Annotated in this window: 16 protein-coding genes and 1 tRNA gene; 11 read left to right on the top strand and 6 right to left on the bottom strand. The window is 57.2% G+C overall.

The window, feature by feature from the left end:
• The first annotated feature begins 2 nt into the window (after positions 1–2).
• From CFR78_RS07565 to CFR78_RS07515, 10 genes are all read left to right on the top strand, one after another.
• Positions 3–878: an oxidoreductase gene (locus CFR78_RS07565; protein WP_110581065.1), complete on the top strand. Its 876-nt coding sequence runs from the start codon at positions 3–5 to the stop codon at positions 876–878.
• A 189-nt stretch (positions 879–1,067) separates the two neighbouring features.
• Positions 1,068–2,498, top strand: coding sequence for a purine-cytosine permease family protein (locus CFR78_RS07560; protein WP_110581064.1), 1,431 nt, complete (start codon positions 1,068–1,070; stop codon positions 2,496–2,498).
• Positions 2,499–2,528: 30 nt separating this feature from the next.
• The gene (locus CFR78_RS07555) at positions 2,529–4,001 is read left to right on the top strand and encodes a 4-hydroxyphenylacetate 3-hydroxylase N-terminal domain-containing protein (protein ID WP_007397789.1); all 1,473 of its coding nucleotides are present in this window, start codon (positions 2,529–2,531) and stop codon (positions 3,999–4,001) included.
• 29 nt (positions 4,002–4,030) lie between these two features.
• Positions 4,031–5,476, top strand: a complete 1,446-nt coding sequence (locus CFR78_RS07550) for an amidase (RefSeq protein ID WP_007397790.1) — start codon at positions 4,031–4,033, stop codon at positions 5,474–5,476.
• On the top strand, positions 5,473–6,756 hold the full coding sequence (locus CFR78_RS07545) for an amidase (protein WP_034926750.1): 1,284 nt from the start codon (positions 5,473–5,475) through the stop codon (positions 6,754–6,756). Before CFR78_RS07550 ends, CFR78_RS07545 begins: the two co-directional genes overlap by 4 nt.
• A 42-nt stretch (positions 6,757–6,798) precedes the next feature.
• On the top strand, positions 6,799–7,836 hold the full coding sequence (locus tag CFR78_RS07540; RefSeq protein ID WP_007397792.1) for a M29 family metallopeptidase: 1,038 nt from the start codon (positions 6,799–6,801) through the stop codon (positions 7,834–7,836).
• A 15-nt stretch (positions 7,837–7,851) separates the two neighbouring features.
• Positions 7,852–8,520 (top strand): isochorismatase family protein, encoded by a 669-nt coding sequence (locus CFR78_RS07535; RefSeq protein WP_007397793.1) that lies wholly within the window; start codon positions 7,852–7,854, stop codon positions 8,518–8,520.
• Between the two features lie 22 nt (positions 8,521–8,542).
• Entirely contained in the window at positions 8,543–9,355 is an 813-nt protein-coding gene (locus CFR78_RS07530) for a GntR family transcriptional regulator (protein WP_007397794.1), read from the top strand.
• Positions 9,356–9,398: 43 nt separating this feature from the next.
• Positions 9,399–9,902 (top strand): flavin reductase family protein, encoded by a 504-nt coding sequence (locus tag CFR78_RS07525; RefSeq protein WP_034926746.1) that lies wholly within the window; start codon positions 9,399–9,401, stop codon positions 9,900–9,902.
• 515 nt (positions 9,903–10,417) lie between these two features.
• Positions 10,418–12,820: a TonB-dependent receptor gene (locus tag CFR78_RS07515; RefSeq protein ID WP_223846530.1), complete on the top strand. Its 2,403-nt coding sequence runs from the start codon at positions 10,418–10,420 to the stop codon at positions 12,818–12,820.
• Positions 12,821–12,960: 140 nt separating this feature from the next.
• Here the strand turns inward: CFR78_RS07515 and CFR78_RS07510 are convergent, their stop codons facing one another.
• Positions 12,961–13,422: an Lrp/AsnC family transcriptional regulator gene (locus CFR78_RS07510; RefSeq protein WP_007397799.1), complete on the bottom strand. Its 462-nt coding sequence runs from the start codon at positions 13,420–13,422 to the stop codon at positions 12,961–12,963.
• Between the two features lie 115 nt (positions 13,423–13,537).
• Here CFR78_RS07510 and CFR78_RS07505 point away from each other — a divergent pair, with 115 nt between their 5' ends.
• Complete coding sequence (locus CFR78_RS07505) at positions 13,538–15,007, top strand: aminotransferase class V-fold PLP-dependent enzyme (protein WP_181417503.1); 1,470 nt, start codon at positions 13,538–13,540, stop codon at positions 15,005–15,007.
• A gap of 482 nt (positions 15,008–15,489) precedes the next feature.
• Here the strand turns inward: CFR78_RS07505 and CFR78_RS16595 are convergent, their stop codons facing one another.
• The 5 genes from CFR78_RS16595 to recJ all read right to left on the bottom strand — a co-directional run bounded on the left by CFR78_RS16595 (position 15,490) and on the right by recJ (position 18,696).
• Entirely contained in the window at positions 15,490–15,891 is a 402-nt protein-coding gene (locus CFR78_RS16595) for a tyrosine-type recombinase/integrase (RefSeq protein ID WP_240471338.1), read from the bottom strand.
• Positions 15,892–15,942: 51 nt separating this feature from the next.
• Positions 15,943–16,188 carry a site-specific integrase gene (locus tag CFR78_RS16590; RefSeq protein WP_258366016.1) on the bottom strand — a complete coding sequence of 82 codons (246 nt, stop codon included), beginning with the start codon at positions 16,186–16,188 and terminating at the stop codon, positions 15,943–15,945.
• Positions 16,185–16,568: a hypothetical protein gene (locus tag CFR78_RS16585; RefSeq protein ID WP_240471336.1), complete on the bottom strand. Its 384-nt coding sequence runs from the start codon at positions 16,566–16,568 to the stop codon at positions 16,185–16,187. The genes CFR78_RS16590 and CFR78_RS16585 overlap by 4 nt, the downstream gene beginning before the upstream one ends.
• Positions 16,569–16,707: 139 nt before the next feature.
• Positions 16,708–16,783: transfer RNA gene (locus tag CFR78_RS07490), tRNA-Glu, on the bottom strand.
• 68 nt (positions 16,784–16,851) lie between these two features.
• Complete coding sequence (gene recJ, locus CFR78_RS07485) at positions 16,852–18,696, bottom strand: single-stranded-DNA-specific exonuclease RecJ (RefSeq protein ID WP_110581063.1); 1,845 nt, start codon at positions 18,694–18,696, stop codon at positions 16,852–16,854.
• Positions 18,697–18,878: the final 182 nt, after the last annotated feature.

Below are 18,878 nucleotides of genomic sequence, written 5' to 3'. Positions count from 1 at the left end.
CCATGAACAATAAAGAGACGACTTTCCTACTGGGGGGCGACCTTCCCGTGCGTAGGATGGGTTATGGTGCAATGCGCCTGTGCGGACCCGGCGTATGGGGGGAACCTGCGGATCGGGGCAATGCGGTAAAGGTGCTGCGGGAGGCTGTGGATCTGGGTGTCAATCATATTGATACCAGTGATTTCTACGGTCCGCATGTCGTAAACGAAATCATTCGCGAAGCCCTCTATCCCTACCCGGATGACCTGGTGATCGTAACCAAGGTGGGTGCACGGCGTGGGGCGGACAAGTCCTGGCCTTCCGCCCTTTCCGCTGCGGAACTGGAACAGGCTGTCCATGATAACCTGCGTCGGTTGAAGCTGGATTGCCTTGACCTGGTCAACCTGCGGATCGTGAATGATGCCGATCCGCACCGCCCAGGCGGCGTGCCCATCGAAGCCCCGCTTACCGCGCTCATGCGCCTGCGTGAGAAGGGGCTTATCAGGCATCTGGGCCTGAGCCACGTAACGCTGGATATGGTGGAACAGGCAATGGCGCTTACGCCAATTGCCTGTGTGCAGAACCATTATGGCATCCTGCACCGTGAGGATGATGCGCTGGTTGCCCTGTGTGCGCGGCATGACATGGGGTTTGTGCCGTTCTTCCCCCTGGGGGGCGGGATCCATCCCCATTCCTCCCGGGAGCTTGAGTCGTGTGCGGCAGAGATGGGCATCTCGGTCCACCAACTCAGCCTGGCCTGGCTACTCCAGTTTTCACGCTGCATCCTGCCCATTCCCGGCACGGCATCGCTTGGGCACCTGCGGGAGAACATGGATGCCGCGCGCATTACACTACCTGATGGGATCATGAACCGACTCAATAATCTGGTTCAGTCCTGATACGGCTTATTAAAAATAAAGACATGGTCAGGCTCATGTCCGTTTTCAGGCGGACATGAAGCAGCACCAAATAAAAATAATTATGTTTCGATAAAGAAACTTTGACAAAGTTATCATAACACCTTTAGTGTGATCGCATCATCCTGATAAGACATCGCCAAGTGATTTTGGCCTTGTGGGAGATTGACCATGACGGCGGCAAACTGGGCGGCAACAGATGGTATCGGCCACATCGAAACGCATGGTGCGGCCCCCATTCCTGAAAATGAACGCCACGGTCGCCCAAGCGAACTGGCACTGATCTTTTTTGGCAGCCAGATGAATTATGCTTCCCTGCTGGTCGGCGCCATGCCGATTGCCATGGGGCTGTCAGTTCTGGGCGCATTCTCGGCCATTCTGGTCGGGACCGTGCTGGGGGCCTGTGCCGTTGGTGGCATGGCCATGATGGGGCAGAAAACAGGCGCCAACTCCGTCATGACCAGCATGGCCTTTTTTGGGGCGCGCGGGCGCTATGTCGGGTCAGTCATCATACAGATGATCGATCTGGGTTATTTCGCCATGGGGTTATGGGTTGGCGCGCCCCAGTTCCTGAAAATACTCAATATTATGATGCATGTGCCTGAAACCCCGGGCTGGATGGTCTTTTCAATCCTGACATGTGGAATACTTGTTGTTGTCGTGGCCCTTCTTGGCCATGCGACAATCGTATTTTATGAAAAGCTCGTCTCCTTTTCAGGTATCGCGATCATCGCCCTGATTCTGGTCTGTGTGATCATGCATCCTACAGGTCATTTTGATCCCGCTGGTGTGCACAAGACAGCCAACCCGGCAGCATTGTGGGTTCTCTCGGCATCCTATTTCCTGGCCAATGCCATATCCTATGCACCGTTTGCAGGGGATTATACCCGGTACATGCCTGCCAGTACGCCATCGTTCAAACTGTTCATGTGGACGGCGTTTGGCATGATAGCGGGTTGTATGCTTGCCCTGTCATCAGGGATGGTGATCGGGTTGCGTGTGACCGATCCCTTTGACGTGACACAGCAGATGGTGGGCAGTCTTCCTTCCATCCTTATTCTGCCTGTCACCATTATTGCGGTTGCGGCCAATACATGTAACGGGGCAATGGTGGTCTATAATGGTGTCCTGAATCTCAATGCCATTCTTCATAAATGGCGCCGGGTCAATGTCGCGTATCTGTTCGGCACGCTTGGCATAGCCCTGGGATATGTCGGTCTGGTCATCATGAAGATGTCAGACAGTATCATGGCCTTGTGTTCCATCGTGACAATGCTTGTAACACCGTGGATTACCATAAACATTATTGGGTATTTCCATGCGCGCGGCTGGTTTGACGTGCCTGCCATCCGTTCACCCGGACCGGTCAGCGGCCGATCGTACTGGTATGTCAATGGTTACAATTTACCTGCGGTATTTGCATGGGCACTTGGAATACTGTTTGGCATACCTTTTTCGAATAACAGTATTTTTGTTGGTTACTTCTCAAAGTTCACAAATAATATTGACATTAGTTTTATAGTTTCGGCATTATCTGGTGGTATTATATATTTATTTTCAAGTATATTTATTAAAAGAAATTCCATAGTAAAAAATTACTGATAAAAACCAAACAAACGGAGCCAGTTTCTCATGAATGACATGAAATCTCCCAACCCGCCGGCACTGCGCACGGGTGAAGCCTTCAAGAAATCCCTGGATGACGGGCGCAAGGTATGGGTCAATGGCCGCCTGCTGGACAAGGTAACGGATGAGCCGGCCCTGAACGCCGGCATCGACCTGATGGCCAGCATGTTCGATGACCAGTTCCGCCCGGAAACACAGGAAGATACCACCTATTTCGATGTATCCGCCAACCGGCAGGCCAGCCGCGCGTGGCAGGTGCCCCGCACGAAAGAGGACCTGGCCGACCGTCGGCGGATGATCGAATATACCAGCCGCAAGACTGTTGGCACCTTTGGCCGTCCGCCCGATCTGGCGCCGACCATTGCTGTTGGCCTGCTGGCCTATCTGCCGATGTTCCGCGACAAGAAGTCCAGCTTTGACGTCTGCCAGCCCGACTTTGCTGAAAATATCGAACGCTTTGTCGAGTTGGGGCGCAATACCAACCTGACGGCAGCCGAAAGCCTAACTGGCCCGCAGAATGACCGGTCTTCGGGTTATGCTGCCGCGGTTTCCCTGTTGAAGGTGGTCAGTGTCGAGCGTGATGGCGTGCGTGTCAGTGGTGCGAAATCCGTTGGCTCCATCGCCGCGCAGTCCAACGAGATTTTCTTTACCAACCTCGCCTACGGTGGCACCCCGCCGGAAGCCTGCATCTGGGGTTCGGTGCCTGTCGCATCGGACGGGATCCGGATGGTCTCGCGTGAGATGCTGTCCAACCCCGGCGCCAATCCGTTCGATCACCCGATCACCTGCCATGGCGAGGAAGCCGATCAGCTGATCATGTTCGACAACGTGTTCGTGCCCAAGGATCGTATCTTCAACCTGGGCGATCCCACCCTGGTCAATTATTACGGGCCTGTCTGTAACTGGGCACACTGGCATGTCCTGACCCGCCTGGCGGTCAAGGCCGAGATTTTTGTCGGGTGTGGTCATCTGGTGCTCGATGTGCTGGGCACGGGCCATATTCCCGCCGTGCAGGGCATGCTGGGCGAACTGATTGAATATGCCCAGACGCTGCGGGCCTTCATTTACGCCGCAGAAGCGCGCGGCAAGCCGACCATAGGCGAAGTGATGGGCCCCGATGTGTGCCTGCTTACGGCGGGGCGGCTGTATTCCATCCAGAACTACCCCCGCATCATCCATGTGCTGCAGGAACTGTGCGGCCAGGGGCTTGTCATGCGCTTTGGTAAGGCGGCGTTTGACAATCCCGATATCGGCCACCGTCTGGCCGAACTGCTGCCCGGCCATGGCGTGAGCGGTGAAGTAAAGGAAATGCTCATGAACTTCATCTGGGATCTGACGTCCAGTTCCCTTGCCGGTCGTGTCGCCCTGTTTGAAAATGTCAATTCCAGCCCCGCACCCCGTCTGCGTGACCGCCTGTATCGCGAGTTCGACCGTGAAGGCCTGGCTGACATGGTCAAGAAAATGGTCGGAATGCCCTAAGGGCGGCAGCTGAAGGAAGGGGATGTGCAATGAGCCTGAACGCTGACGATTATGTACGCGCGGATGCCGTGCAGCTGGCGGAATGGGTCCGTCGCAAGGAAGTGTCGCCTGCCGAGATTGTGGAATGCGCCATTGCACGGATTGATGCACTCGATCCGGTCCTGAACACGGTTGCACATCGCCTTGACGACATGGCCCGGCAGACCGTGGCCCACGGTGTCCCGGCCGAGGGCATGCTGGTTGGGGTGCCGCTGCTGGTCAAGGATACCGGCGTTACCGTTGCCGGTGCGCCAATGACCAGTGGCAGTGCGCTGTTCCGCGGCAATATCTCGATTGCGGACAGTACGCTGATCACGCGTTATCGGGAGGCTGGTCTTGTCCTGCTGGGCAAGACCAATACCCCCGAACTGGGGCTGAGTTTTACAACCGAACCCCTGGCACAGGGGGCAACACACAACCCGTGGAATCCCGACTACAGTCCCGGCGGGTCAAGCGGTGGTGCCGCCGCGGCCGTCGCGGCGGGTATCGTACCCATTGCCCATGCATCCGACGGGGCGGGTTCCATCCGGCTGCCCTCGGCGCATTGCGGTGTATTCGGCTTCAAGCCCAGCCGCATGCGCGTACCGATGGGCCCAGTCATTGGCGAGGCCCTGGCCGGCATGTCCGCCCCGCACTGCATTACCCGTTCCGTGCGTGACAGTGCGGCCATGCTCGATGCCTGCGCCTGGCCCGAACCGGGTGATCCTTATGCCGTGAAGGCGTCTGAGCGGCCTTACATGCAGGAAGTGGCCCGTGACCCCAGACGGCTGCGCATAGGCGTCAGCACCCGCTCCCCGCTGGGCGGGGCGGTCCATGCCGACTGTCGCGATGCGGTTGCGCGCGCTGCGGCCCTGTGCGCGGAACTCGGGCATGAGGTGGAAGAAGCCGAAATGGCGTATGACGCCGTGGCGGTAAAGGACGCTTGGCGGGTTATTGTGGGTATAGCCGCACTGACAGGTGTCCAGGCACAGGAAAAGAAAATCGGGCTCAGGGACCGTTTTTCAATGCTGGAGCCGGTTAATGCCGCATGGATGCGCTGGGCCAGCGGCCTTTCGGCAGTCGATTACGCCCTTGCACTGAACACGATACGCGCGGCCGGGCGGAGTTGTGGCCGCAGTTTCGAGATGTATGACGTCTTCCTCACGCCCGCTGCCGCAACGCCCCCGCCACGGCTGGGGGAACTGGCATGCCATGATGAGGATGCCGAAGCCTTCTATGACCGTTTCTGCGCACATGGGCCGTTTACCGCCGTGCATAATGCAACGGGCTGCCCGGGGATGAGCATTCCCATGGGGCTGCAGGGGCAGGGTTTGCCGGTTGGCGTACATTTCGGGGCTGCTCTGGGCAATGATGGAGTTTTGATGGCGCTGGCGGGCCAGATCGAGCGGGCCGCGCCATGGCATTATACCTGTATCGGGTGGAAGGGCGTGTCATGAAGGAACGGCTTCTTGCATTGCGTCAGATGGTCCGGCAGGTACAGGCTGGCACAGGCATGGTGGCGGCCCTGGCTGAAGCCCTGATCGAGGCCATCGACCTGACCGAGCCCACCCTTGGCGCATGGCACTGCTTTGATCCTGAATACCTGCGCCTTCAGGCCCGGCAACTCGATGCACGGCCGCATAAGGGCAGGCTGCACGGCCTGCCGGTGGGCATAAAGGATGTGATCGATACGCATGACCTGCCCACAGGGTATGGCTCTCGGCATTACGAAGGCACCCGACCCGCATCGGATGCCGGTTGCGTGGCGATGCTGCGCGCGGAAGGGGCGCTGATTGTAGGCAAGACGGTATCGACCGAATTCGCCTTTGTGGCGCCCGGCAAGACCCGGAACCCTTATGACCCGGCGCATACGCCCGGTGGTTCCTCCAGCGGGTCGGCTGCGGCGGTGGGGGCCGGGGTGGTGCCGGTGGCCCTTGGCACCCAGACATCGGGTTCCACAATCCGCCCTGCCGCCTTCTGTGGTATTGTTGGCTATAAGCCCAGCTATGGCCTGATCGACCGCACGGGCATCAAGGTCCTGTGCGAGACGCTGGACACGGTCGGCCTGCTGGGGTGGCGTGTGGCGGATGTTGCCCTTGTCGCGTCCGTTCTGGCCCAGCGCCCGCTGGAAGCCCAGGCGGGAACGGCAGCGCAAAAGTTCCGTCTTGGTGTGTTCCGTCCCGTGTTCTGGCATGAGGCGACACCTGCGGCACTTGCGGTTTTCGAGCGTGCGCTGGACCGGTTCCGTGCGGCCGGGCATGAGATTGTGGAACTGCCCGACCCCGGTGACTTTGGCGCGCTTATGGCAGCCCATACCGCAATCATGTCGTGGGAAGTGCCCCGGGCCCTGGCGTATGAGCGGTTGGGAGATGGCGCAGGGCTGCAACCGCGCACTTATGAAAATATCCAGATTTCTCCTGTCACGACAGCGCAGGTTTATGATGCCGCGCAGGCTGTGGCCTGCCGCGAACGCGCTTTGTGGAAAGAGGCCATGACGGGCCTGGATGCGGTGCTGACGCTACCCGCGCCGGGGGAAGCCCCGCTGGGGCTGTCCAGCACCGGGAACCCGGTTTTCAATCGGGGCTGGACCCAGCTTGGCCTGCCATGCGTCTCCCTGCCCGCGGGGCATGGTGCGGGGGGTATGCCGCTGGGCGTGCAATGTGTTGGCGCCATGGGTGCGGATGCATCACTGCTGGCGGTAGCGACGGCGCTGGAGACAGTTCTGGGTGCTGAATGACTGAACCTGATGCTGCTGCACTGACATAAGGGAATTCATGAAATGGCGACCGATATCGAACTCCTTGAACTGTTCAGGGAAGAACTGAAGCTTTGCAAGGTATCGACGGGACAGGTACTGATCGTGCTGAGCGAAGGGACGACGCGCGCTGATTACGCCCGCGCGTTCCTGGGTGCTGCGACCCTTCTGGGGGCGGAAGCGTTTCAGATCAATCTGCCCCCGCGCACGAAAATGGGTATTGCGGGCGAGGTGGGGCGCACGCCGCTGGCAGGCAACCGCCCAGCGATCGAAGCGCTGAAAGCGGCCGACATTGTCATTGATCTGGTGGGCCTGCTGTTCTCGCACGAGCAGAACGAGATCACCGCCAGCGGCACGCGCATGCTGTTTGTACACGAACCTTTTGACGTGCTGAAAAAGATGTTCCCCACACAGCAGTTGCGCCAGCGTGTGGAATATGGCGAGGCGTTGCTGGGACGGGCCAGGACCCTGCGCGTGACATCGCCCCATGGTACGGATGTCCGTTATGAAATGGGGCAGTATCCCGTCATGACGGAATATGGCTTTACGGATACGCCGGGGCGCTGGGACCATTTTCCCTCGGGGTTCCTGCTCTCGCAGGGGAATGACGGTGCCGTAAATGGCAAGGTTGTCCTGGCACCGGGCGATATTGTCGTGGCCCTGCGCCGTTACGTGGCCAGTCCCATAACCCTGACCATTGAGCGGGGGATGGTGACCCATATTGCAGGCGATGGCCTGGATGCCGAACTGTTCCGTGGGTATATTGAAAGCTACAACGACCCCCGGGCCTATGCGGTATCACATATTGGCTGGGGGCTTAACCATCTTGCGCGCTGGACCCACCTGTCCACAACGCGGCAGGGCGATAGCGAAATCGGTGTGAATGGCCTTGCCTATTACGGCAATGTCCTGTTCTCGCTCGGGCCCAATACGGAACTGGGTGGCACGAATGATACCGCCTGCCACATGGATATCCCGATGCGGGGATGCAGTCTTTATCTTGATGACACGCTGATTGTTGAAAACGGCGTTGTCGTTGATCCGGCCATGCAGCCGGCGTGACGGGAAGAGGATCGCATGGAACTTTCCAATGATACAGCACGCCAGATGTTCACGCGCCTGCGCGAACAGACGGCCCATATGCGTTACGGTTTTGGCAGGCGGCCGATGCTGGTCAATGTTGACCTACAGAATGCCTATACCCAGGTCGGCAAATACGTAACCGCGTATGAGACGGACCCCCGGCAGACGGAGTATGTCAACACCCTAGCCGCACTGGCCCGCGCAAAGGGGCTGCCGGTGTACTGGACCTATGTCGCCTTTCGCGATGATGGCCTGGATTGCGGTGTTTTCGGTACACGTGACGACACGCCTGATTCCCTGCAGAACATCAAGCGCGGCTCGGACCGTGCAGCACTTGATGCGCGCCTGAAGATCATGCCGGGTGACCATGTGGTCAACAAGCTCATGCCATCCGCATTCCACGAAACCAACCTGCAGTCGCTCATGACGTTCCTCAAATGCGACACCCTGATCGTGACCGGTGGTTCCACGTCGGGCTGCGTGCGGGCCACGGTGGTCGATGGCCTGTCCCGTGGCTACCGGGTGATCGTGCCGGAGGAATGTGTGGCCGACCTGCATGAAAGCCCGCATTTCGCCAATTTGTATGACATGCATAAAAAATATGCGGATGTCCTGCCTGTCCAGAAAGTTAAGGAGTATTATGAGAAGTTGAGCGACACATAATCCCAACGTACGATGGCAGGACATGACAGCACAGACACCAAAGGTGCCTAACCGGGTCAAGCAACCTTTATATCAGGAAGTATTTCAGGCCCTGAGAGATGAGATCCTGGGTGGGCGCTACGATAAACAGGGAGCACTCCCGAGTGAACTCCTGCTTGAAAAGCGCTTCAAGGTCTCGCGGATTACAATCCGCCGGGCCTGTGACGAGCTGGAAAAGGCGGCCCTGATCGAACGGAGCAAGGGCCGTAGCGCCCGCGTGCTGGCGCGCCTGCCACCCATTGTGGCGGACGTGGAAGACGAGATCGAGACGCTCCATTCGATCGGTGCGAATATGCGCCCCGAAGTGCTGCATTTTGCATGGGTTTCGGCAGGCGAGGTACTGGCGGACCTGCTGGAAGTAAACCCGGAGGAAAAGGTACTGTGGAGCACCCGCCTGCGGCGGCGGCGCAATGACCCGATCAACCACACATCCGTTCATATCGCACCTGATTTTGCCGTGGGTATCAACGAGGAGTTGCTGGGACAGAAGCAGTTGATCGATATATGGCGCGCCCAGGGGCATGTTGTGGCCAGCGCGGACCAGATCATGAGTGCGGCACCGTGCAACAAGGCCATAGCGCGGCATCTGGACATTGCCATCGGTGCCCCGGTGTTCTGCATACGGCGCCTTATGCGCAATGCCGAAGGTCGCCCGATGGGCCTGCTTGTTGCATCACTGCGCTGGGACCGCTTCAGCTACCGTATGTCGCTCAAGCGGGTAGGGAATGAAATGCAACTGGCTGCAAACACCAGGCGCAGCCTGTTCGATATGGAAGACACGACATGGGAACTGTGAACATGTCGCTTTACCCAACACATAAACAAGGGAAATAACGGCAATGGAAATGAAAGCCATGCGCGATGCATTCATCAGCGCCATGGGGCACGCAGCCCATTCCGTATCTGTCGTGGTTACGGATGGCGATGCAGGCAGGATGGGGGTGACGGTCAGTGCCGTTTCCTCAGTTTCGGCTGATCCGCCAATGATCCTGGCCTGCATCAATCGCAAAAGCCCGGCCGTGGCGGCGATCTGTGCAAATGGCAGCATGACCATCAACATGCTTGCGGCAACACAGCATGATATTTCCGATGTGTTTTCAGGGCGTTCTCAAAAATTCCGCCCATATGATTTTGCCTGTGCGCAGTGGATACGGGGCAGGGAACACGGCAGCCTGTTCCTGAATGGTGCATCCACATCCTTTCATGCCGTTGTGGAAACAAAGGTAGAGGCCGGGACGCACATGGTCATTATCGGCCGTGTTATGGAAGTAAACATGGGCGGACATGATGTTCTTGTGCACTGCCGGCGCAATTATGGACAGTTTTCGCTTATTCCGGCCTGATGGCGGAGAAAATGATCCCAGGTTTTGCAGTGTCTGTTCCAACACAGTAAAAACCTTAAGTGACTGAATAATATTCGGAATACTTCCTCGTAAAAATTGGTTCCGCCAGTGTGGCGGGAATTATAGTAATAAATTTGCAACACATGCGTTGCCTCCCGTCCTGACAGGGACAATTAACTTGATATGACACCTATGGTGTGGTGTATAAGAATATAGTTTCGTTATCGAAATGCATGAGCATTCTTCATGGAATAATTCGTGTATAAACGAATGCTATGAGCAGGTTATTACATGTATTTTTCTATCTGTATCAATACCTATGAGAGTTCCCTGGCACGGATGAATTGGGGAACGTGTTATGACAATTGGTGGTTCAGTTGATTGAAATCACGAACGAAATCTTACAGTAGTCAATTCTGTCACAACGTTTTGCAGCGTTAATTTATAACAGTAAAATATTTTTATTATGAAGTAATGAGGCGTTCTTAAATATATAATGTTTTGTGAGGCAAGAAATGCGAATCCAGATTCCCCCTTTCCGCAAGAATGATCCTCGCCTTCTTTTGCTGCTGTGGTCCACTACGGCTCTGTTCGTAACTGAAACATGCGCCCATGCGGCCGTGCCAGTAGAAAAAAGCCCCGTAGCCAGCCAGAAAAAGCAGGGCAGCCCACACGATGTAAAGCACCCGGCACCTGTGGGGCAGAAAGATACGCCCCTTATGGCCACGCAGAAAGAAACCATCAATGTAAAGATGGATCGTGATGCGCGTAACGGGGGGGGTGGAATGATGCGTCTGGAAACCGCCTCCCATGCCGTACAGAGTGTTGGCAAAGAATATATCGCAGCCCAGAGTCCGCAGAGCTCGGTGGTCGATCTTGTCAGAAACCTGCCCAGCATGAATGTCGCGACGGAAAACACATCGGGTGTGACCGGTTCAGCGACCGGTTCGGCTGAAATCCGTGGTCTGACCGATAGTGACATGACCATCATGGTCAATGGTGGGCCTGTTGCCGGCTTTGGCTACGTAAACGAAGCCATTGATTCCGAGGATATGGAGGCCGTCAATGTAACGCCAGGCAGTTCCAGCATTGATCTTCCCGTAACATCATCTGCTGCGGGTGTCATGAATGTGGTAACGCATACGCCATCGCACAAATTCGGTGGCATGGTGGATTTCTCTTACGGCAGCAACAATCTCTCCCGTGAGTTCATCCGCCTTGAATCGGGTGACATACTGAATAGTGGCGTAAGGTCCTATATTTCCTTTTCCAATACACATGCGCGTTCATGGATGGGAGCAGGCATCAACGAACGGAAGAATGTTGATATCGGGATCCAGAAGGACTTTGATAACGGATCCAACATCAAACTGTTCGCCTCCTATGATCGGACGGACGCGATGATGTCCAACTATCCGACAGCGGATGAATTCTACGAATATAAACATACCGGCAACGGATATGGCCGTTCGGCCTCGTTTGATCCGTCCAATAATGATTATTGGCGTAACAATACGACCCACTGGAATGAGTTCACCATGTCGGCGCCCATGCATTTTGTGGCAACCCGGCGTATCAGCTTTGATTTCAAGCCTTACCTGAACGCGGCCACAGGGTCGACTTCTGATGGGGCCGGGACGGCAGATTATACTGGAGAATACTTTGCAGGTAATGGCGCATCGGTCAGTGGTGGGCAGCCACTAACGTATTTTTTCAACCAGAATAATATGCTCCAGATTGGTGCAGTTGCCAGTGTTACGGCCAAACTGAGTCGCCACAATCATCTGACTTTTGGATACTGGTATGAACACAATGACCAGACATACTCCATGCCGCTGTCCGTTACGGATGGGAACGGTGCTTCACCCAGTGTAAGTGATAAATCGGCGCAACTGTTCTATGCCAGCGGCCAGCCCGTCAGTTACGGGATGCTGCATTCAGGATACGAACTGAACGCCCTGTTTATTGAGGATACCGAAAAGTATTTCCGTGACCGGCTTATTGTCAGTGCGGGCCTGAAATACGCCATGATCGATTACTGGGCAAAAAACACATACTATGATGAAACCGGGAAGAGCTATTTCAACCTGGGTCGCAATTCAAATGTGCCGATGCCGCATTTTTCGGTCAGTTACAGGTTTAACCCGCATCATCAGATATACATCAATGCTGAAGGCGATTTCCGCCAGCCCGCACCACAGAGCCTGTATGTTGCCAGTAACGTAAACCAGCTTCCCAAGAACCAGTATTCGATCAAGGAAGAACTGGGTTACCGGTATAACGACAAGCATATCATTGTTGACCTCTCCTTCTTCAATTACAACATCACGGACCGCCTGCTGAATGTGTATGAAGGGGCAGGACAGACAGCCACCATCAATGGTGGTAACCAGACATCCCGCGGCTTTGACCTGATGGTGGGGGCACGCCCCATTCACGGTTTCAGCCCTTATGCATCCATTGAATACCTGAATGCGACCATGGATTCCAATATCCCGCTGGATGGATCGTATATGCCCACCAAGGGACATAATGCGGTCATGGCCCCGCATGTGCTGGCAAACTTTGGCCTGACATATACTTACAAGGGGTTCTTCTCCAATTTCGGTCTTCACTATGCCAGTTCGCAGTCCACTTCACTGGCAGGGGACGAAAGAATGCCAGGCTATGTTTCCGATACACTGGCGCTGGGCTATCATTTCCATTCATACAGCTTCATGCAGACGCCCACGTTCCGGCTCAACTTTACCAACCTGACCGGATCTATTGTCAGGACCGGAACGACGGGTGTGACAACCAATGCAAATTCCGTTCGCCTCATGAATGGCATGATGTCAGATCCTGATTACAACTCCCCCAATACCTATATCGTTGAACCGCGTTTTTCCATGACGGGTTCGATCTCCACTTCTTTTTAAAACAACACAGGGGGGGGCTATGTCAGCCCTCCTGATACCATGAAGGCCAGTGCGGTGGCATCTGGCACGGCCGGTACTCCCTTCTGCATGCAACGTAGCCTGATGGCACGGTATTCCAGCCAGACCTGACACATCGCCGTTCAGATCGGCAGGTCGCGGTTGGCGGCAATTGTTTCCATTGCAATACAGGACGTTACCGTATCCAGATCCACCCGGCTTATGAGCGTACGATATATCCGGTCGAACGTTTCCATGTCCTGTGTCAGGATCTTGAGCATATAATCGTAATCACCGGCAATGCGGTAAAAATCTATTACATTGGGAATGTCATTGACCGCCTTGTGAAACCGTTCCAGCCATTCATGCGAATGGCTGCGTGTGCGGATCATGACAAAAACCGTAAGCCCCAGACCCAATTTTGCCGGATCAAGCCGCAGGGTGTGCGTACCCGCAAGTCCTGCTGCTCGCAGGGCATTAAGCCGCCGCCAGCAGGCATTTTGTGACAGACCGACACGCGCGGCCAGGTCGCGCTGTGACAGGCCGGCATCCTTTTGCAGGGTGCGTAGGATGGCACGATCAAAAGAATCAGGTTTCTTGTTCATGCCAGATCATATGACAACATGATCTTTGATTTATAGTATTAAATAGGGAAAAATATTGCCCATAATCCAATTAAAATCCTTCTGTAACACGCTTTTTTGGGGATAGGCCATGCAGATGGATGAGACGTTTTTTGCGGATTTTATGGCAGGCCTACGGCTCGGTGGTCATGACAGCCTCAGCAATGGCCTGATCGGGGAGGGCGCACCCTTGCCTGGCCCATTTGGTATAAAGCCCCTTGTTTATGCCGATTATGTTGCCTCAGGCCGGGCGCTGAAGCAGGTCGAGGATTTCGTGCTGGCGCGTGTGCTGCCCTATTATGCCAATTCCCATACCGAGGCTTCTTTCTGCGGCAGTTACATGACCCGCATACGCCAGGCCGCGCGTGCACATATTGCCCGGCTGTGCGGTGCGGGAGAGGGGTTCTCCACTGTGTTTTGCGGTGCAGGTGCAACAGCGGGGCTTAACCGACTGGTCCATCTGCTGGGGGTACCCGAAGCGACGGCAGCCAGCAGGCGGCCCGTAGTGTTCATCGGTCCGTATGAACATCATTCCAACATCCTGCCGTGGCGCGAAAGCGGGGCAGAGGTCATCACCATTGGCGAGGCTTCATGTGGTGGCCCGGACCTGGAGCAACTCGACAGGGCGCTGGCCGAAGCCGATCCCGCGCGCCTGCGACTTGGCGCCTTCTCGGCCGCATCCAACGTAACAGGCATTATTACGGATGTGGATGCGGTAACGAAAGTTCTCAAATCCCATGGCGCGCTGGCCGTGTGGGATTACGCGGGCGGCGGCCCGTATCTGCCCATCAACATGCGGGCGGGCACGTTGTACGAGAAGGACGCGGTTGTTATCTCGGCGCATAAATTCGTGGGCGGGCCGGCAGCATCAGGGATCATGATTATCCGTAATGCGGCGGTCGCACGCACGCGACCGGTCCTTACCGGGGGTGGCACGGTGCGGTTTGTCTCACCCTGGGGGCATGATTATACCGCCAGCCTTGAAAGCCGGGAAGAAGCGGGCACGCCTGATGTTATTGGCGATATTCGTGCGGCGCTGGCCTTTCTTGTCAAGGATGCCATGGGGGAGCACTGGCTTGATGCGCGCCACAACGGCCTGCGCACCCGGGCGGAGCAGGTCTGGCGGCAGAACCCGCATATCGAAATTGTGGGTAATGCACGGGCACAGCACTATCTGCCCATCTTCTCCTTCCGCGTGCATACGGACAGGGCAGGCAATGTGGTGCACCAGCAACTGTTTACCCGCATGTTATCCGATCTGTATGGAATTCAGGCCCGTGGCGGGTGTGCCTGTGCCGGCCCCTATGCCCACAGCCTGCTTGCCATCAGCAAGGCACAGTCCGATGCGCTGCGTCAGGCTGTCCTGAACGGTAATGAAATCAGAAAACCGGGCTGGACGCGCCTGAATTTCTGTGCGTTGATGAATGATGACAAGGCAGATTTTATCATCCGCTCAGTCGATGAACTTGCCCGGAATCCGACAGCCCCGATGCAGGCGTATATGTGTGATACCGGAACCGCCCGGTTCCGGGTTGAACGGGCATCTTTGGATCTGAATAGCCTCTAGATTTCTGGACGCCCAGGCTCCTAGGCTCAGGACCCATTGATTTGATTGCGGAAATCTGGTTCAGGCTCTGTGAGGAGACTGGAGATGAGCGACCTGTTCTGGCTGACGGACGAACAAATGGAGCGGCTGCGGCCCTTTTTCCCAATCGGACTTTGACGATCATGATATGAATGCCGCTACCGTCATCCGTGAAGGCCTGTCAGTGGCGATGACGCAAGTGGCGCAGGCCATACAGAGGCAGGAATGCAAGAAGCATCGGGAATGGGAACGGCATCCCGATGTCCAGGCGTATGGGGCTTTCAGGGCTGATCTTTGCCTGCTTCAAGACAGCTTCCGTGACGTTCCCGATAGCCGCCTTATGGAGATGGCGCTGAAAGACCCATCCGCCGCTATACGGGAAATGAAGCGGCAAGGCGTCACTGGGGCATAAAAATCGGATTACGGGGAACGAATATCTACCAGTCCAGCCCCGCGAACGTCGCCTAAACGGTCAAGGAAACCAAAGAACGGGATTTCGGACATTGAAATATGAAAGCCATGCAAGCACAGCTTTCATATCCGTTTTCAGCGGGTCTGTTTTGCGGCTCGATCAGCCAGATCGGAAAGGTCTCAGGCTGGTAATACCGATCCAATGATTTCAGGTCGCGGTGGCCCGTGATCCGCTTGAGGTCCATCGGGTTGGGAAACAGTTTTGCGAGGCGGGATGTCGCTTCATGGCGGAGGTCATGGAACGTCAGGTCATGAACTCCGAATTTTTTTATCTGTCGTCCGAACCGAAGGGAAAATGAGTCTTCTGATCCTACGTCAAATACATGCGCCCCAGGATCAGGAACGGATGACCGCATCGCCAGCTTTTCCAGCAGGATCGATTTTGCACCGGGCATGAGGGGACGGGTTTCCGGTCCCTGTATCTTGGCGGTTCGCATGTTCTTCGTTTACAGCAGGCTGAGCAGGTTGCGCTTCATGTCAACATCATGCCAGCGCAAAGCCATGGCCTCTCCCCGACGTGTGCCCTGTTCGATTGCAAAGCGCACAATCAGGACATCATCGGGATATTCCGTCTTGGACATGGCTTTCAGGATCAGGTCATATTCTTTCCCGATCAGGCGGCGATTGCGTTTTTTATCTGCGCCTTCCGGACGTTTGATGACCGTGCCTTTCGCAAAGCCCGTCTCAATCATCCGGTCACGAAATCCACGTACGTCAGCAGGTTTCCATTTGCCCGCCATGCAGGATGCCACAGGATCGTCAAGCAGGGCAGGAATATGACCGATGCGGTCATTCTCCCTGTGGGCATGCACTCATCCCGATAGCGCTCGATCAACTGACGGATCGGGATGCGGTCGATGGCGCAGGTATCACGAAACGGGCCCAGATTGATCTCGACCCGTTTTTCATTAAGCCAGCGTCGAGCCAAAGCGGCTGAGGCGAATGTTTTGCGGATACGTTTGCCGTCCACCATCTTCCGGGCTTGGTACTGGCTGGGGCTATGATACCAGACACCTTTTGGCAGCGCTCTGCCCGTAGTGGGGTCGATATTCGTCTTTTGTGATTCGCTCATGAGAATCCCTGATATCACTGAGCCATCCCTGAGTGACGGAAACCCGTTTGGCTCAGGATTGGCTCAAAGTCCAACTAATTGGAAATCAGGAAAGTGCCTGTAATCAGCCAAGACCCGCAGTAAACTGCGGTAAAGTAGCTGGCGTCCCGTACGGGATTCGAACCCGTGTTGCCGCCGTGAAAGGGCGGTGTCCTAGGCCTCTAGACGAACGGGACTAAAGGCGTGAGCGGTAAGTATCCCGACGGGCGGGGGCGGTCAAGCCCCTGTTGCAGAAATATTGAAATTATTGGGCGATCGCTACGTCACGGATGAAGAAAGTGGCGGATGTCCGCCCTTTCCAGCTTTCCGCGCGCAGCCAGCCCGCCAGGTGCAGGGGCGGCCCATCGCGGTCTTCCAGCACGGTGGCCAGCGGGCTTTCATTGGCACGGAACACCAGTGCCTTCAGCCTTGGGCCACGACCTTCCCCCTCCAGTGTCAGGCGCAGGGTATTGCCCTCGCTGCCAATGCGCTCGGCATAGGCCACGCGCACGCGGGGCAGGGCGATCAGGGGTTCGTCATTGCCGGTGCCAAAGGGGGCCAGGCGATCCATGTCGGCTGCCAGTTCCACAGTGGCGGCGGCGACATTCACCACCGCGTCAATGGTCAGGTCCACCGCATCCGGCAGGTCCGCGGCGGTGGCCAGATGGTGGTTGAGGAATTCCTGCAGCGCGGGCACGCCCGCGGCCGGCAGGCCAAAGCCCGCCGCCATGGCGTGCCCCCCGCCGGTGGACAGCAGCCCCGCCTGCCGCGCGGCAATGATGGCGCCCCCAAGGTCCTGCCCCGGGACCGAACGGGCGGAACCCTTGACGCTGCCATCTTCCATTTCCGCGCCGACCAGTACGGGACGGTTGAATTTTTCCTTGATGCGCCCGGCCACGATTCCGACCACGCCGGGGTGCCAGTCCCGTCCGCTCAGCACCAGTACGGCATTGCCCTGCGCGCGCTGGGCGGCGGCCAGTTCCATTGCACGGTCCAGAATGCCGGATTCAACACTCTGGCGGTTATGATTGACGGAATTGAGACGTTCGGCCAGCACGCGGGCTTCCGCCGGGTCGGTGCACAGCAGCAGGCGCAGCCCCAGCCCGGAATCCGCAATGCGTCCGCCCGCATTGATACGCGGTCCCACCGCGAAGCCACAGGTAAAGGCGGAAAGCGGGTCGCGCGCGCCCGCGACTTCCAGCAGTGCCGCCAGCCCCACGCGCTTTCGCCTGCCCATGATTCTCAGCCCCTGTGTCACAAAGGCCCGGTTCAGCCCGCGCAGCGGCATCACGTCGCACACGGTGGCCAGCGCCACCAGGTCCATGCAGGCCCACAGATCGGGCATGGGCCGGGTGTCGAACCAGCCCGCCGCACGCAGGGCGCGGCGGGTTGCGACAATGGTCATGAACGTCACCGCCGCCGCACACAGCCCGTGCAGGCGGGACGGGCAGTCTGGCCGGTTGGGATTGACGGTTGCCACCACCTCTGGCAGCGTGCCCTGCACCTGATGATGGTCAAGAATGATGATGTCACTGCGCTGGCCGGCATGCTCCAGCACGTCCACCGCCGCCGTGCCGCAGTCCAGGCATACGATCAGGCTGGCGCCCTTGTCCTGCATGGCGGCAATGGCGGGGGTATTGGGGCCGTAGCCTTCCGTCATGCGGTCGGGAATATGGGTCAGGACCGTGCAGCCCTGCTCCTGCAGGAAGGTTGCCAGAAGGGCCGTGGAGCAGGCGCCATCCACGTCATAATCGCCAAACAGCCCCACGGTCTCGCCACTGCTGACGGCCCTGGCCAGACGGTCGGCGGCCGCATCCATGTCCACCAGGGTGGAGGGATTGGGCATGAGGTCGTTGAGGGTGGGGGTAAGATAGGTACCGACCTGTTCGGGTGCGATCCCGCGCAGGGCCAGCATGCGGCCTACGATTTCGGGCAGGTTGGCCTGCTGGGCAATGGCCATGCCCATGCGGTCGGTATGGCTGGCCTGCCCGCCCGCGCGCCAGTGCCACTGGCGGCCGGTGACACTGCATGTCACGCCCAGTACGACCGGCGCCTGTCCGTCCTCCCCGGACAGTGTGGCGCTAGGGAAGGACAGCAGGTCAGCGGACATGGAATGGATCCCTTTATATGGTCACCGGATGGGGGCTGCCTGAAAGGAGCGCCGTTCTGGTGATGCTTTTTTTCCGGACGTTCCGGGGCATGCCGCCTTCTGGCAGGCGGGGCGGCCGCCGGAAGCCTTTATTGTCCCAGGCAGCGCACAGGACGGGGCGGCAGGACCGCCCGCGGCCCGTC

This window comes from Komagataeibacter rhaeticus (assembly GCF_003207855.1).
In the GTDB taxonomy this organism is placed as follows: Bacteria; Pseudomonadota; Alphaproteobacteria; order Acetobacterales; family Acetobacteraceae; genus Komagataeibacter; species Komagataeibacter rhaeticus.
The sequence above is the reverse complement of the archived record's forward strand: the minus strand, read 5'-3'. Positions and strand labels throughout refer to the sequence as shown.